Raw genomic sequence first — 13,589 nt, forward strand, 5'->3', positions numbered from 1 at the left:
CTTGGCTGGTGGGAGCCTGCGCTCATGACGACACCTCCGCGGCGGGACCCAGCTGCGACAGGGGCATGTCGACCAGCTTGCCGGAGGCCAGCTGCAGGCAGCGATCGCAGCGCCGTGCCAGGGCATGATCATGGGTGACCAGCACCAGCGTGGTTCGCTCGGAACGGTTGAGCTCAAACAGGGTCTGAATGATGCGTTCCCCGGTCTCGGGGTCCAGATTTCCCGTGGGCTCGTCCGCAAAGACCAGCTCGGGCCCAGTCACAAAGGCACGCGCCAGGGCGACACGCTGTTGCTCGCCACCGGACAGCTGCTTGGGCAGGTGAGCAAGCCGCTCACCCAGACCAACCCGCTCGAGCCACTGGCGGGCACGCTGCTCGGGGCGATCCAGCGGGGTAAGCTCGGTAGGCAGCAACACGTTTTCCAGCGCGGTCAGGGTCGGCAACAGCTGAAAGTTCTGGAACACGAAACCGACCCGGCCGTTGCGCAGCGCCGCTCGGCCGTCTTCATCGAGCGCGGTCAGTGACGTACCGAACATGTCGAGCTCGCCAGCACTGGGCGTATCGAGACCGGCGAGCAGCGCCAGCAGCGTCGACTTGCCGGCACCGCTTTGCCCGAGAATGGCCAGGCTTTCCCCGGGCTGTACCTCAAGCTCCAGGTCGCGCAGGATAGTCAGTTCGCGACTGCCGCTGGCGACATGCTTGGACAGGCCACGCGCCAGAAGGACCGGAGCAGCAGCAGAGTTGACGGATTCACACGTGGGAGACAGCGACATGGTGATAGCAATTCCTCGGACGATGGCAAGAATAGGAGCGTCGTTCGCCGGCTCTTGCGTGAGGGCCACCAGGCGCAGGTGGCTGCCGGTCTTGTCGGGACTTGTGCTGGCGCTGCCCCTGTCGGGGGCACTATGGGCCCAGTCTGACACAGCACCACCGACTCTGCTGGTGGTCGGCGACAGCCTTAGCGCCGCCTACGGCATAGAGCGCGAAGAAGGCTGGGTGGCCTTGCTGGCACAACGCCTCGATCAACGCGCCGATGTCGTCAATGCCAGTATCAGCGGCGAGACCACCAGCGGTGGCGCCACGCGTCTGCCCGAACTTCTGCGACAGCATGACCCGGATTTGGTTCTGCTGGAGCTGGGCGGCAACGACGGCCTCCGAGGCCTGCCCCCGGCCCAGATGTCCGCCAATCTCGAGAGCATGATTGAACGTAGCCAACAGTCTGGGGCCGAGGTCCTGCTGCTGGGTATCGACATTCCCCCCAACTACGGTGATGCCTATCGTGAGGCCTTTACCGGTGTGTTCAGGGAGCTGTCGCAGCGTCATCAGGTGCCTCTGGTCCCATTCCTGCTCGAGGGGGTGGCGCTGACACCGGAACTGATGCAGGACGACGGCATTCACCCCACCGCAGAGGCGCAGCCCATCATGCTCGACAACGTCTGGCCGGCCCTGTCACCGTTGCTGGATGGCGCCGCCACGACCAGCGAAGCGGGAGACCCGGCGTCAGCGGAGACCTCATAGGCCAGCCCGGCATCAACGCCAGCGCAGGCGAATCGCTGCCTTGCCTCACTCGCTGTCTTGCCTCACTCGCTGTCTTGCCTCACTCGCTGGCAGTGGCGACCGCTGGCGCCTTCTGCCACTGCTGCAGGCCGAGCCCTCCCAGAATCAGCACCAGCCCCAACAGGGTCGACGCCTGGATAGGCTCTCCGACCACCAGGTACAGCAGCATCAGCGATACCGGCGGCGATAGAAAGATCAAGTTGGACACCTTGGCCGTGCGCGAGACCCGCTGTATGGCCGCCTGCCACAGGACGAAGGCAATCCCCATCTCGAACAGGCCCACGTAGATGCCGGCGGCGAAGGACACCGTGCCATGCCATTGCATCCCTGGCCCCAGCACCAGCAGCACGGTCAGCACCGGCACCCCAACACTGAAGTTCTGCCATTGCGCCACCAGCGGAGGACGCTGATCGCGAGCATTGAGCAGCCAGTAAAGGGCCCAGATCAGGGTTGAGGCCAGCGCCAGCGCGACCCCCAGGGGGTCGGCAAAATCCACATTGAAGACCTGGCCGCGGGTGGCAATCACCCACACGCCGGCGTAGGCCACGAGTCCGGCTACCATGTCCATGCGGGTCAGGCGCTGCTTGAGGATCGGCACCGCCAGCAGCGCCATGGCCAGCGCCCAGGTGTAGTTGAGTGCCATGGCTTCCTGGCCGGGCAGTCGGTCATAGGCGGCGAACAGCACCAAGTAATAGGCCACCGGGTTCATCAGTCCTGCCCAAAGCGCCGTCTTCCAGCCCCTCTTCAGCGCGTGGCGAAGCTGACCGCGATAGATCACCAGCCCCCCCATCAGCGCCCAGGACACCAGCGCCGCCAGCCACATCAATTCCAGCGGGCTCATGTGCGTCAGGGCCAGCTTGAAGGCAGTGGCCACGGTGGACCACAGCGCTACGGCGCCCAGCCCAAAGGCCATCGCCTGTCGATCAGAAGTCATTGCAGTTCCTTGCATCATGGCGCAGCAGTGGCAGCAACAGCGGGGCTACGCAAGACCACACGCGAGACCATGCGCGAGACCACGCTGATCGCACTGCGTCCAGAGTAGCAGGCCGGTTTCCCATGGCCTTCGGTGATTAGGCGGGGGCGCACCCGCGCCCACCTGCTAGCGGTCGATATGTCCCAGGTCGCGCCCTGGGGCGATGGCATCCCGAACACGCTGTTTCAGCGACTTGATATCCGGGAAGCCGCCGTCTTGCTTGCGCTCCCAGATTACCTCGTCATCAACATGGATCTCGAACTGCCCCCCATGAGACGGCACCAGGGTGACTTCTGCCAACTCCTCGCCAAAGGTGGACAGCAACTCCTGAGCGTACCAGCCGCTACGCAAAAGCCACTGACATTGCGTACAGTAGATAATTCGGATTCGTGCCAAGTTCAGTCTCCCTGTTCAAGCACGTGGATACCTTTAGCATCTTATCAGCCAGGAACCCTCACATGGCCATAGGCGAGACCCAGACCCGACTCTACGAATGGCTGACCGGCGACGAGGACAGCCGGCTGTGCAAGGACATCCCCGACAGCGCCTGCAACGAACAGCCCCGCAACTTCTTCCTGCACCTGTTCGCCGCTCTCGGCAACAAGCTGGCCGACGAGCTGTCCAGCGCACGTCTGGTACTGCCCTGGCTGCTGGGCGCGATTGGCGCGCCGACCTGGATGGTCGGCCTGCTGGTGCCCATCCGCGAAGCGGGCGCCCTGCTGCCCCAACTGTTTGTGGCTGGCTTCATTCGCCTCAAACCCCAGCGCAAGTGGGTGTGGGTGGTCGGGGGCTTGCTGCAGGCGATCGCCGCCGCCGTCCTCGCGGGACTGGCACTGTGGGGGTCCGGCAGCCTGGGCGGCAGTCTGGTGCTGCTGACCCTGATCGTGCTGTCGCTGGCCAGGGGGCTCTCCTCCATCGCTACCAAGGATGTGCTGGGCAAGACCATTTCCAAGCAGCGGCGCGGCACGTTGATGGGCTGGAGCGGAAGCGTAGCGGGCGCAGTGACACTGGCAGCGGGTGGGGTGCTGGTCCTGTTCGATGACCGGCCAGGTCAGCTGGCCCTGGCCATTCTGCTCAGCGTCGCTGCACTTGGCTGGACGCTCAACGCCTTGTGCGCGGCGGCCATCGAGGAAGCCGAAGGGGCCACCGACGGCGGCGACAGCGTCTGGCACTCGATCAAGACCGGGGTAGCGCTGATGCGTGACGACGTCGCCTTCCGGCACTTCAACCTGACTCGGGCACTGTTGCTGTCCAGCGCCCTGGCACTGCCCTATGTCGCGCTCATGGCCCAGAACAATGGCAGCGCCGAGCTGGGTGGCCTGGGCCTGCTGATCCTGGTATCCGGTGTCGCCGGAATGGTCGCGAGCCCCATCTGGGGCAAGCGATCCGACGCTTCCAGCAGAACAGTGATGCGCGATGGCGCCATCGGCACCACACTCTGCTGTCTGCTGGGCGCGGGGCTGGCCTGGGCGCCGGCGGCCGTTGCCGCCAGTACCTGGCCCTATGCCCTGGTCTACGGACTGCTGGTCATCGTCCACTCCGGTATTCGGCTCGGCCGCAAGACCTACGTGGTAGACATGGCTGGCGCCGATGACCGGGCACTGTACGTGGCACTCTCCAACACCATCACCGGTGTTCTGATGCTGGCCGTCGGTGCGTTCATCGGCGGCCTGGCCCAGTGGCTCGGCACGGGGCCATTGATGCTGGTACTGGCAGCCACGGCAGGCCTTGCGGCGTTAAGTGCACGCAGGCTCCCTGAAGTCGAGGAGTGACGAGGGGTTGCTTTGCTCTTGGTGACCCACAAGATGTCTTCGACAGACATTGATTTAAATGACATGCATCCCCATGCTAGGGACCCAACTATGCTGAAAGTGACACCACTTCCCTCGGCCTTCCGGGTGAAGCCCCCGTGCAGCCTTTAACAGGACGTCCCATGAAACGACCCAGCATGATCGACCCGGAACTGCTTGAACGCATCATCAATGCCTCTGAGGACGGGATCGTGGTGGCCGAAAAGGAAGGCGACGAACACATCCTGATCTACGTCAATCAGGGCTTTGAGCGTCTTACCGGCTACAGCGCAGACGAGATTCTCTACCGCGACTGCCGCTTCCTGCAGAATGACGATACCGACCAGCCTGGCCTCGATGCGGTCCGCGAGGCGCTGCGCGAGCTGCGCCCCTGCCGGGAAGTCCTGCGCAACTACAAGAAGGATGGCACCCTCTTCTATAACGAACTCTCATTGACCCCCGTCTTCGATGAAAGCGACGAACTGGTCTATTTCATCGGGGTCCAGAAGGACGTCTCGGAGCGCGTTGCAGATCACGAGGAGCTGGGACGCCTACGTTCAGCCGCCAGCAGCGCCTGACAGCCCATTGCTCTTCCCCTCTTGCACTTTTCTCGATTCGCGCTTATATAGCCAACAGAATCCAAGGATTCTGTTGGCGCTTTCCGGGTACCGGAAGCATGGAGTGATATGACGCGCCCCGGCGCTCTGGCCATGGGAGACTCCACATGAGCCGCGATTCCCTTCTCGATGATGCCTATCTCGACCTGTCCGATCAGGACGCGGTCAACGACGAAGACTACTCACGCAGTCGATCCTCAAGCCGCAGTGACACGCTGCGCGCCAGGCGACGAGTCGAAGCCCTGCTGGAAGAACGCCGATTGCGCCAGGCCATCGACGATGACTGGGACTACGACGAGGAAGAATAGGGCAAGTCTCTGACGCGCAAGTTGCCAAACGAGCCACCGAGGCCATAGGGATGCCGATCGGGCTTGCGCGTACTGCTCTTGCGTCTCTCTCGGTGGGGCTTGCATAAGCCCTTCCGCTGCCGGCAGGCGGTGAATCTTGGTTGGTGGCTGGCGTTCGCTGTGCTCCGGCTCTATCATCTGTGGCCAGCATTTTTTCCGCGAACCCAACTGAGGAAGCCGGACAACATGAGCGCTGACGACGTCCAGGTACGCCGACAGCCCTGCATGGCACCGCTTCCCAACTTTAGCGAGTTCCCATGGCGCAATACGTCTACACCATGAACCGGGTGGGCAAGGTCGTGCCCCCCAAGAAGCAGATCCTCAAGGACATCTCTCTGTCCTTCTTCCCGGGGGCAAAGATCGGCGTGCTCGGCCTGAACGGTGCCGGTAAATCCACCCTGCTGCGCATCATGGCCGGCGTGGATACCGAGATCGAAGGCGAGGCTCGTCCGATGCCCGGCCTCAACGTTGGCTATCTGCCGCAGGAACCCGAGCTCGACGACAGCAAGAACGTGCGCGAGACCGTCGAAGAGGCACTGGGCGAGATCAAGGACGCCCAGACTAAACTGGACGCCGTCTACGCTGCCTATGCTGAACCGGATGCCGACTTCGACGCTCTGGCCGCCGAACAGGCCAAGCTGGAAAACCTGATCGAAGCCGCCGACGCCCACAACCTCGAGCGCAAGCTGGAAGTGGCCGCCGACGCTCTCAGGCTTCCGCCCTGGGAGGCCAACGTCGGGCACCTGTCTGGAGGTGAACGCCGCCGCGTAGCGCTGTGTCGCCTGCTGCTGTCAAACCCAGACATGCTGCTGCTGGATGAGCCGACCAACCACCTGGATGCCGAGTCCGTGGCCTGGCTGGAGCGCTTTCTCCACGACTATTCCGGCACCGTGGTGGCCATCACCCACGACCGTTACTTCCTCGACAACGTGGCCGGCTGGATCCTGGAGCTGGATCGTGGCCAGGGCATCCCCTTCGAAGGCAACTACTCCCAGTGGCTGGAAGCCAAGGAAAAGCGCCTCGAACAGGAAGCCAAGGCCGAGGCCTCTCGCCAGAAGGCGATCAAGCACGAGCTCGAGTGGGTGCGCTCCAATGCCAAAGGCCGCCAGGCCAAGAGCAAGGCGCGTCTTAACCGTTTCGAGGAAATGCAGTCTGGCGATTTCCAGAAGCGCAACGAGACCAACGAGATCTATATTCCGCCTGGCCCGCGCCTCGGCGACAAGGTCATCGAATTCCACAATGTGACCAAGCGCTTCGACGACAAGCTGCTCTACGAAGACCTGAGTTTCACCATCCCCCAGGGTGCCATCGTCGGTATCGTCGGCGGCAACGGTGCCGGCAAGTCCACCCTGTTCAAGCTGATTCAGGGCAGCGAGTCACCGGACGCTGGCGAAGTGGTCAAGGGTGACACCGTCGATATCGCCTACGTCGAGCAGATGCGTGATGCCCTCGACGACAAGCAGACCGTGTGGGAGGCGGTGTCCGACGGACAGGACATCCTCAACATCAACGGTTACGAGGTGTCTTCTCGCGCCTACGTCGGTCGCTTCAACTTCAAGGGCAACGATCAGCAGAAGTTCCTGCGTGACCTGTCCGGGGGTGAGCGTGGCCGTCTGCAGCTGGCGCAGACACTCAAGCAGGGCGCCAACGTGCTGCTGCTTGACGAACCGTCCAACGACCTGGATATCGAGACCCTACGCGCCCTGGAAGAAGCCCTGCTGGCCTTCCCTGGCTGCGCCATGGTGATCTCGCACGATCGCTGGTTCCTGGACCGCATCGCGACGCATATCCTGGCCTTCGAGGGCGACTCGCACGTTGAATTCTTCGATGGCAACTACACCGAGTACGAGGCGGACCACAAGAAGCGTGTCGGCGACGACACCCCGCACCGCATGAAGTACAAGCGCATCGACGCTTGATCTGACAGGTTGTTGACCTGACACCTCGACGCCACCGGTAGCTCCGGTGGCGTCGCTGTTTGTGACCGGCTCACGGCCTCTGCAACGCCCCCTGCCTTGAGCGCTCACTCCCCCTGAAACAGATAGCGCTTGCCAGCTCCCCCCTTCCGGCGCCATAAACGTCAGGGTAAATGCATCATTGCCTCGTCCTGACGCCGAGGTGATACCAAGGATCCGCCGGGACGCTTCCATGTCATCTGTCAGTCTGAATCCGGTGCGCCTGTTGCGTGCCTTCTACACCAGCATCGCCTATCTGCCGACACTATCTGCCTTGATCTATGGCGCACTCGGCCTGCTGGCATTGATGCCGCCCATCAGCGATACCTCCTTGCCCGACGTCATTCAGCGCTTGAGCCTGACCGCGCCAGGAAGTGCTCAGTCGCTGCTGGCTGCGCTGCTGGGGGGCATGATCTCGCTGATGGTGTTCAGTTTTTCGATGGTCATGTCCGTGCTCTCCCAGGCCGGCGGAAATTTCTCCCACAAGCTGGTCTTCGGCCTGGTGACCGAGCGCGCCAATCAGTGGGTGCTTGGCCACTATCTCGGTACCATCCTGTTCATCCTGATTCTGCTGATCGTCCCGGAGGTCGATGAAGGCGAGGCCGCCTGGCGATCACTGGCTCTGTACCTGGCCTGCGCCATGGTCCTGCACTGCCTGGCACTGTTCGTCTACTTCATCCATAACGCCTCGCAGTCGATCCAGGTCGACGCGGTGATCTCCGGCCTGCATGCCGCCACCCAGCGCAGCATGGAGCGCAAGCGTCAGACCGAAGCCTCAGACCCCTGGCGGTATCTGCCCGCCAGCGCCCCCGCTCAGGGGTCGTGGCATCCCCTCAGGGCCCAGATGACCGGCTACGTGCAGAACGCCAATCTCGAGCGCCTGGCAGCGCTGGCGGAGAGCATCGGTGGCACCCTGCACCTCGATTTTCGCTTTGGCGACTACGTGGTGGAAGGCACGCCGATCATGATTCTGGAATGCGACGATGCGCCCAACGAGGAGTGGTGCAGCGAGGTGCTTGCCACGCTGACCTACCTCGACGGCGAATCCATTGATGAGCACTTCGTGCACGGCATGACCCAGATGATGGAGGTCGCCATCAAGGCGCTGTCACCGGGTATCAATGACCCTGGGACCGCCAGGCTCTGCCTGCACAGGATGACGGATCTGCTATGCCGCTACATGTCCTGGCAACCCGCCAACACCTTGGTCGATGCCCAGGGCAGGCGCAGGGTCTGCTGGCCGGTGGAACGCTTCGATAGCCTGCTGCATCGCCTCTTCGTGCCCCTGCTGCACTACGGAGCAAACGACCAGAGCATTCTCCTGGGGCTGCTCAAGTCATTGAAGTCGCTATCGCTGTTTGCAGAACCTCATCATCTCGAGACCCTGCAACTGATGACACAAAGAGTTGGCCAGGCGCTGGCTCATGACAGCGCCCACCGCATGGACCTGACGTTCGTTCTCGAGCGGCTGGATCAAGGGGCCCACCGCCTCGACATGGCCCCGGTTCGGGACCAGCTGACGGCGCGACTGCATGAGATTGCGTGAGGCGAGGACTGCCGGCCGGGGGCACTGTCATGGCTAGCCTGCCTAGGGCTTCTACGAAAAGTGCCTGCGCTTGGTGATCCGGCGTTAAAAATCGCATCAAAATGCTCATTTACACCTCGTAAACTGCGCTTTCTCACCGATTTTTGCCTTGTCTAACCTTCGCTCGTCGACTTTTCGGACAAAGCCTATCGAATCAGTAGATCTTGGCCTCGCCCCTGGGCCTGGTCTTGAAACGTCGATGCATCCACAGATATTGCTCCGGGTGACGGCGAATCGCCTGTTCGATCACCTGATTGATCCGGGCCGCATCGGCAACTTCATCTCCGCTGGGAAAGTTATCCAGCGGTGGCAGGTATTCCAGACTGTAGGTCCGGTCGTCGGGATTGCGATGGAAGATCAGCGGCATCACCGGCGCCCCGGTCATCTTGGCGATCTTGGCGGTCAACTTGATCGACGCCGCCTCGACGCCAAAGAAGGGAGCAAACACGCTGGCATCGCGGCCGAAATCCTGATCAGGGCTGTACCAGACGTGGTGCCCCGTCTTGATCCGACGCACCACGCCACGCAAGTCATGGCGGTCGATGGCGGTGCCAAAGATGCCGTTGCGCGCCCGGGTCATGAAGCGTTCGAATACCGGGTTGTCATGGGGACGGTAGACCACATCGGCGGGGAAAAACAGCGAGTGCAGGGCACCGCCAAGATCCAGCGTGGAAAAGTGAATGCCGATGATCAGCGCGCCCTTCCCCGCCTCCTCGACCCGAGCCATATGCTGCTGGCCCTTGAATGTCACGCGGTGGCGCAGGTGCTCGGGATCGCGACACCAGCCCGTCGCGGTCTCGAAGATGCCGATACCGTTGGCCATGAAGCTGTCCTTGACCAGGCGGGCCTGGGCCGCCTCGTCCAGCTCGGGAAAGCACAGACGAATATTGGTCTCGGTGATCTGTCGACGGCGCTTGGCAAAGCGCCAGGCGGCAAGCCCCGTCAGGCGCCCAAGCCCGAGCTTGACCCGCCAAGGCAGCCAGGCACTGACACGCATGCCGGCAATCGCCAGGTAAGTCGGCCAGTAGCGGGGCTGGGTCCAGTAGCGTGGCTTGGTCGATGTGTCCTCTGACATGCGATCCCTCGTCGGTCGGTCCAGGCGACCAACGGAGGCAGGCCGTCAGTCGATATGGCCGCCATTGTAACGCCTGGGCACCCTGGGCAGCACCCCGGTCAGCAAGGTATAGCTGATGGTATCGCAGTAGGTCGCGACCTCATCCACGGAGAGCACAGTACCCGCCTGGCTGCGCCCCCACAGCACCACCTCGCTGCCGATATCGGCCTGAGGCATGTCGGTGAGGTCCACGGTCATCATGTCCATGGATACCTTGCCCGCCAGACGACAGCGTTGACCATCGACCAGCACAGGGGTGCCATCTACCGCGTGTCGGTCGTAGCCATCACCGTAGCCGCAGGCCACCACACCGATGCGAGTCGGCGCAGAAGTGACAAAGCGGCCGCCGTAGCCAACCGGTTCACCTGCGCCGAGTTCGCGCACCGCGATGATCTCGCTGCGCAGCGTCATGACCGGAGACAGCTGCTGGCTGGCGTCATTGGCCTGTTCGAGGGGATCGGAACCATACAGCATCACCCCCGGCCGGTTGATCGCCCCGTGGGCCTCGACGTGGGCCAGAATACTGGGAGAGTTGGCCACGCACAGCGGAGCATCAAGCTGTTCCGCCAGCGCCATGATGATCTCTCGCTGCTGCGCGAAGTAGCGATCGTCGCGACAGTCGGCGGTGGCAAAGTGGCTCATCAGATGCAGGTCCCTCACCACTTCAGGTGCCGCCTTGAGCGCCTTCCACACGGCGGCGGCGCGGTCGGGAGAAAAGCCGAGCCGATGCATGCCGGAGTCCACCTTCAGCCAGGTCATGACCGGCCTGGCCGGCCGCCAGGCCAGCACCGCTTCGAGCTGCCAGTCACTGTGAATGGCCATACCCAGCTCCAGCGACTCCACCAGCGCCAGCTCATCGGCGCTGAAGATTCCCTCGAGCAGCACGATAGGCTCGCGAATACCGGCCTCACGCAGTGCCATGGCCTCCTCGATCGCCGCCACAGCGAACATCGGCGCCAGGCCCGCCAGCGCCTTGGCACAGGTCACCGCCCCGTGACCATAGGCATCCGCCTTGAGCACCGCCACACTCAGGCTGTCGGGAGCAAGCCCGGCCGCCAAACGGTAGTTATGACGCAAGGCGTCCAGGTCGATATGGGCGATGAGCGGGCGGGACATGGGGGCTCCGATGACAGGATTCAGGGATGGTTCGCCACCACATTATGCTCGATACTCGGAGCCATTTCATGGCATTAAACGCCATTAAATCCTGCGTACCTAGCTGTTCTTTCTCAACAAATAGAGCTCTTTAGAAAAATTCCATAAAAAACGCCGGGAGTGCATCCGGAGTGATCCAGAGCAGCGCCCGGCGCTTGAGCAAGTCGGTTGATGTTTCCACGCCGCACTGGCGTTCACTGAGCGATCTCTTCGCTCAACCGCCGTCCATCCGGCGGCGTCAAGCAACTCGGCTTACTCGAAGATGGCGTCCAGGGACAGGCCCTGCTTGTCGAGCATGCGACGCAGCTTCTTGAGTGCCTCGACCTGAATCTGGCGCACTCGCTCCCGGGTCAGGCCAATCTCTTCACCGACCTGCTCCAGGGTTGCCGCCTCGTGCCCGCGCAGGCCAAAGCGACGTACCACGACCTCACACTGTTTCTCGGTCAGCTCGGCCAGCCAATGATCGACGTGGGCCTTGACGTCGCCATCCACCAGCGTCGACTCGGGCCCCTGATCGTTGTCATCGGTCAGGGTCTCGATCAAGGGCTTGTCGCTCTCGCCGCCCATCGGGTAGTCGACCGAGGACACGCGCTCGTTAAGCCCCATCATCTTCTTGACCGTATCCACCGGCTTGTCCAGATGCTCGGCGATCTCTTCGGCGGTCGCCTCGTGATCCAGCTTCTGGGTCAGCTCACGGGCCGCGCGCAGGTAGATATTGAGTTCCTTGACCACGTGGATGGGCAAGCGAATCGTGCGGGTCTGGTTCATCAGTGCCCGCTCGATGGTCTGGCGAATCCACCAGGTGGCATAGGTCGAGAAACGGAAGCCGCGCTCGGGGTCAAACTTTTCGACAGCGCGAATCAGGCCGAGGTTGCCCTCTTCGATCAGGTCGAGCAGCGTCAGCCCACGGTTGAGGTAGCGGCGCGCGATCTTGACGACCAGGCGCAGGTTGGACTCGATCATGCGAGCCCGCCCCTGGGGGTCTCCCTTGCGCGCCAATCGCCCGAAATAGACCTCTTCCTCGGGCGTCAGCAGCGGGGAGAACCCGATCTCGTTCAGATAGATCTGGGTGGCATCCAGGCTCTGGCGCGCGTAGCGATCCTCACGGCCCAGAGCCTTTTCAAAGGCCTCGGAATCGTCATCGGCGTCCTCGATGTCATCGGCCTCGTCTGTCACATCCTCGACAGCGTCATCATCGGCCTCGTCTACGGTATCGAGGTTCACATCCTGAAGGTCCCGTTCAAGCATGCTCATCGTATAACTACCCCGTGGTTGCGACCCGGCGTTGTCGTGAACCTCCACGATCAACGCCAAAGATTATTATTGTGTGACGCTCATCCGGGAGAAACGTGGAGTTTCTCAACGGGAAGGAAGATATTTCGTCGGATCCTGTGGCTGGCCATCCTTGCGCACTTCAAAGTGCAGGCGAACATCCTCGGCGTCGCTGTCTCCCATGGTGGCGATCACCTGACCGGCCTCGACGACGTCATTCTCGCTGACCTTCAGGCTGTCGTTGTGGGCATAAGCACTGAGATATTCGTCGTTGTGCTTGAGCAGGATGAGCTTTCCATAGCCCCTGACACCGCTGCCCGCGTAGACCACCTTGCCTGGACCCGCCGCTCTGACAGGTTGCCCCTTTTGACCGCCGATATCAATGCCAGCGGTGATGCTGGAACTTTCGCCAAATTGGCTGACTACCTGGCCATCGGCAGGCCACTGCCAGGGCACCTCGTCCACTGGCGTGTAGGTACGCGTAGTGCTGGCTGAAGCGCTACCGGAGCCGCTGCTGGACGCTTCCTCGGAGGCGGCTTGAGCAGTGCTGGAATCCGCTTCACTGGCCGAGCCAGATTGTGCAGATTCGCTATTTTCAGACATCTCACGCGCCTCTTCCTCGGCGGCGGCCACCACCGACTCCTCGGCCTCGCGTCTGGCCCGCTCGGCCTGGTCACTGTCGCTCAGGCCTTCGGCGCCGGGGCTGTCATAGTCATACACAGGCCCCGGGCTACCGGCGCTGGCTCCCGCCACACCGGCAGCGCCTTGTACCGCCGCTGACGATACCTGCTCTGCGCCATTGCTGACCGTTTCCGTGCTGCCGTCCGGCAACAGCCATTCGAGATCTTCACCGGAGGGCTGGCTGGTCGGAGTCGATTGGCCCAATGGCGTGGCCACGGCGCCCTCGTTAGCGCTGGCGACAGCACCGGTGGCCGCCATGCCTCCTGCCTGGGAGCCATCGGCGGACAGGCGCAGCGTCTGGCCGACGTCGATCCGATAGGGCGGTGTGATGTTATTGAGACGTGCCAGCTCACGGAAATCCATGTCATGCCGCCAGGCGATACCGTAGAGCGTGTCGCCGGACTGCACGGTGTACTGAGCCGGCACCTGGGCCGCTCTGGCCGAGGACAGGTCCTGGACCTGAACCGGTTGACTGGCGCCCTGCTGATTGGCACAGCCTGCCAGGGCCAAAGCCAGGCTGGAGATGACGAAAATCTTGTGCATC

13 protein-coding genes are annotated in these 13,589 nt (G+C 62.6%); 6 read left to right on the forward strand and 7 right to left on the reverse strand.

The features are described from left to right. Positions 1–22: 22 nt before the first annotated feature. On the reverse strand, positions 23–772 hold the full coding sequence (locus KUV41_RS02605) for an ABC transporter ATP-binding protein (RefSeq protein WP_222237564.1): 750 nt from the start codon (positions 770–772) through the stop codon (positions 23–25). A 91-nt stretch (positions 773–863) separates the two neighbouring features. On the opposite strand from KUV41_RS02605, the gene KUV41_RS02610 reads away from it, so the two are divergent. After that, entirely contained in the window at positions 864–1,517 is a 654-nt protein-coding gene (locus KUV41_RS02610; protein WP_315900533.1) for an arylesterase, read from the forward strand. 79 nt (positions 1,518–1,596) lie between these two features. On the opposite strand, the gene KUV41_RS02615 is transcribed toward KUV41_RS02610, so the two are convergent. Then, positions 1,597–2,490, reverse strand: a complete 894-nt coding sequence (locus KUV41_RS02615) for a DMT family transporter (RefSeq protein ID WP_206941187.1) — start codon at positions 2,488–2,490, stop codon at positions 1,597–1,599. A gap of 165 nt (positions 2,491–2,655) precedes the next feature. Further along, positions 2,656–2,925, reverse strand: a complete 270-nt coding sequence (locus KUV41_RS02620) for a SelT/SelW/SelH family protein (protein WP_206941189.1) — start codon at positions 2,923–2,925, stop codon at positions 2,656–2,658. A 62-nt stretch (positions 2,926–2,987) separates the two neighbouring features. Here KUV41_RS02620 and KUV41_RS02625 point away from each other — a divergent pair, with 62 nt between their 5' ends. The 5 genes from KUV41_RS02625 to KUV41_RS02645 all read left to right on the forward strand — a co-directional run bounded on the left by KUV41_RS02625 (position 2,988) and on the right by KUV41_RS02645 (position 8,784). Beyond that, a complete protein-coding gene (locus tag KUV41_RS02625) occupies positions 2,988–4,301 on the forward strand; it encodes an MFS transporter (RefSeq protein ID WP_222237566.1) in 1,314 nt (437 codons plus the stop codon). A gap of 161 nt (positions 4,302–4,462) precedes the next feature. After that, positions 4,463–4,897, forward strand: a complete 435-nt coding sequence (locus tag KUV41_RS02630) for a PAS domain-containing protein (protein ID WP_222162783.1) — start codon at positions 4,463–4,465, stop codon at positions 4,895–4,897. A gap of 146 nt (positions 4,898–5,043) precedes the next feature. Continuing rightward, positions 5,044–5,244: a PA3496 family putative envelope integrity protein gene (locus KUV41_RS02635; RefSeq protein WP_206941195.1), complete on the forward strand. Its 201-nt coding sequence runs from the start codon at positions 5,044–5,046 to the stop codon at positions 5,242–5,244. Between the two features lie 296 nt (positions 5,245–5,540). Continuing rightward, complete coding sequence (ettA, locus tag KUV41_RS02640; protein WP_222484044.1) at positions 5,541–7,202, forward strand: energy-dependent translational throttle protein EttA; 1,662 nt, start codon at positions 5,541–5,543, stop codon at positions 7,200–7,202. A gap of 229 nt (positions 7,203–7,431) precedes the next feature. Beyond that, positions 7,432–8,784 (forward strand): DUF2254 domain-containing protein, encoded by a 1,353-nt coding sequence (locus KUV41_RS02645; RefSeq protein ID WP_206941199.1) that lies wholly within the window; start codon positions 7,432–7,434, stop codon positions 8,782–8,784. A gap of 193 nt (positions 8,785–8,977) precedes the next feature. On the opposite strand, the gene lpxL is transcribed toward KUV41_RS02645, so the two are convergent. From lpxL to KUV41_RS02665, 4 genes are all read right to left on the reverse strand, one after another. After that, positions 8,978–9,898 (reverse strand): LpxL/LpxP family Kdo(2)-lipid IV(A) lauroyl/palmitoleoyl acyltransferase, encoded by a 921-nt coding sequence (lpxL, locus tag KUV41_RS02650; RefSeq protein ID WP_206941201.1) that lies wholly within the window; start codon positions 9,896–9,898, stop codon positions 8,978–8,980. A gap of 45 nt (positions 9,899–9,943) precedes the next feature. Continuing rightward, entirely contained in the window at positions 9,944–11,053 is a 1,110-nt protein-coding gene (gene alr, locus KUV41_RS02655) for an alanine racemase (protein ID WP_222484046.1), read from the reverse strand. Between the two features lie 291 nt (positions 11,054–11,344). Beyond that, on the reverse strand, positions 11,345–12,340 hold the full coding sequence (gene rpoS, locus KUV41_RS02660) for an RNA polymerase sigma factor RpoS (RefSeq protein WP_206941780.1): 996 nt from the start codon (positions 12,338–12,340) through the stop codon (positions 11,345–11,347). A 111-nt stretch (positions 12,341–12,451) separates the two neighbouring features. Further along, entirely contained in the window at positions 12,452–13,588 is a 1,137-nt protein-coding gene (locus KUV41_RS02665) for a peptidoglycan DD-metalloendopeptidase family protein (protein ID WP_222484048.1), read from the reverse strand. Between the last annotated feature and the right edge of the window lies 1 nt (position 13,589).

It is taken from the genome of Halomonas sp. DP8Y7-1 (genome assembly GCF_019801685.1).
GTDB lineage: Bacteria > Pseudomonadota > Gammaproteobacteria > Pseudomonadales > Halomonadaceae > Halomonas > Halomonas litopenaei_A.

Coding starts and splice junctions, on each gene's coding strand:
- KUV41_RS02605 (WP_222237564.1), bottom strand. CDS start 772: ATGTCGCTGTCTCCCACGTGTGAATCCGTCAACTCTGCTGCTGCTCCG.
- KUV41_RS02615 (WP_206941187.1), bottom strand. CDS start 2,490: ATGACTTCTGATCGACAGGCGATGGCCTTTGGGCTGGGCGCCGTAGCG.
- KUV41_RS02625 (WP_222237566.1), top strand. CDS start 2,988: ATGGCCATAGGCGAGACCCAGACCCGACTCTACGAATGGCTGACCGGC.
- KUV41_RS02630 (WP_222162783.1), top strand. CDS start 4,463: ATGAAACGACCCAGCATGATCGACCCGGAACTGCTTGAACGCATCATC.
- KUV41_RS02635 (WP_206941195.1), top strand. CDS start 5,044: ATGAGCCGCGATTCCCTTCTCGATGATGCCTATCTCGACCTGTCCGAT.
- ettA (WP_222484044.1), top strand. CDS start 5,541: ATGGCGCAATACGTCTACACCATGAACCGGGTGGGCAAGGTCGTGCCC.
- KUV41_RS02645 (WP_206941199.1), top strand. CDS start 7,432: ATGTCATCTGTCAGTCTGAATCCGGTGCGCCTGTTGCGTGCCTTCTAC.
- lpxL (WP_206941201.1), bottom strand. CDS start 9,898: ATGTCAGAGGACACATCGACCAAGCCACGCTACTGGACCCAGCCCCGC.
- alr (WP_222484046.1), bottom strand. CDS start 11,053: ATGTCCCGCCCGCTCATCGCCCATATCGACCTGGACGCCTTGCGTCAT.
- rpoS (WP_206941780.1), bottom strand. CDS start 12,340: ATGCTTGAACGGGACCTTCAGGATGTGAACCTCGATACCGTAGACGAG.
- KUV41_RS02665 (WP_222484048.1), bottom strand. CDS start 13,588: ATGCACAAGATTTTCGTCATCTCCAGCCTGGCTTTGGCCCTGGCAGGC.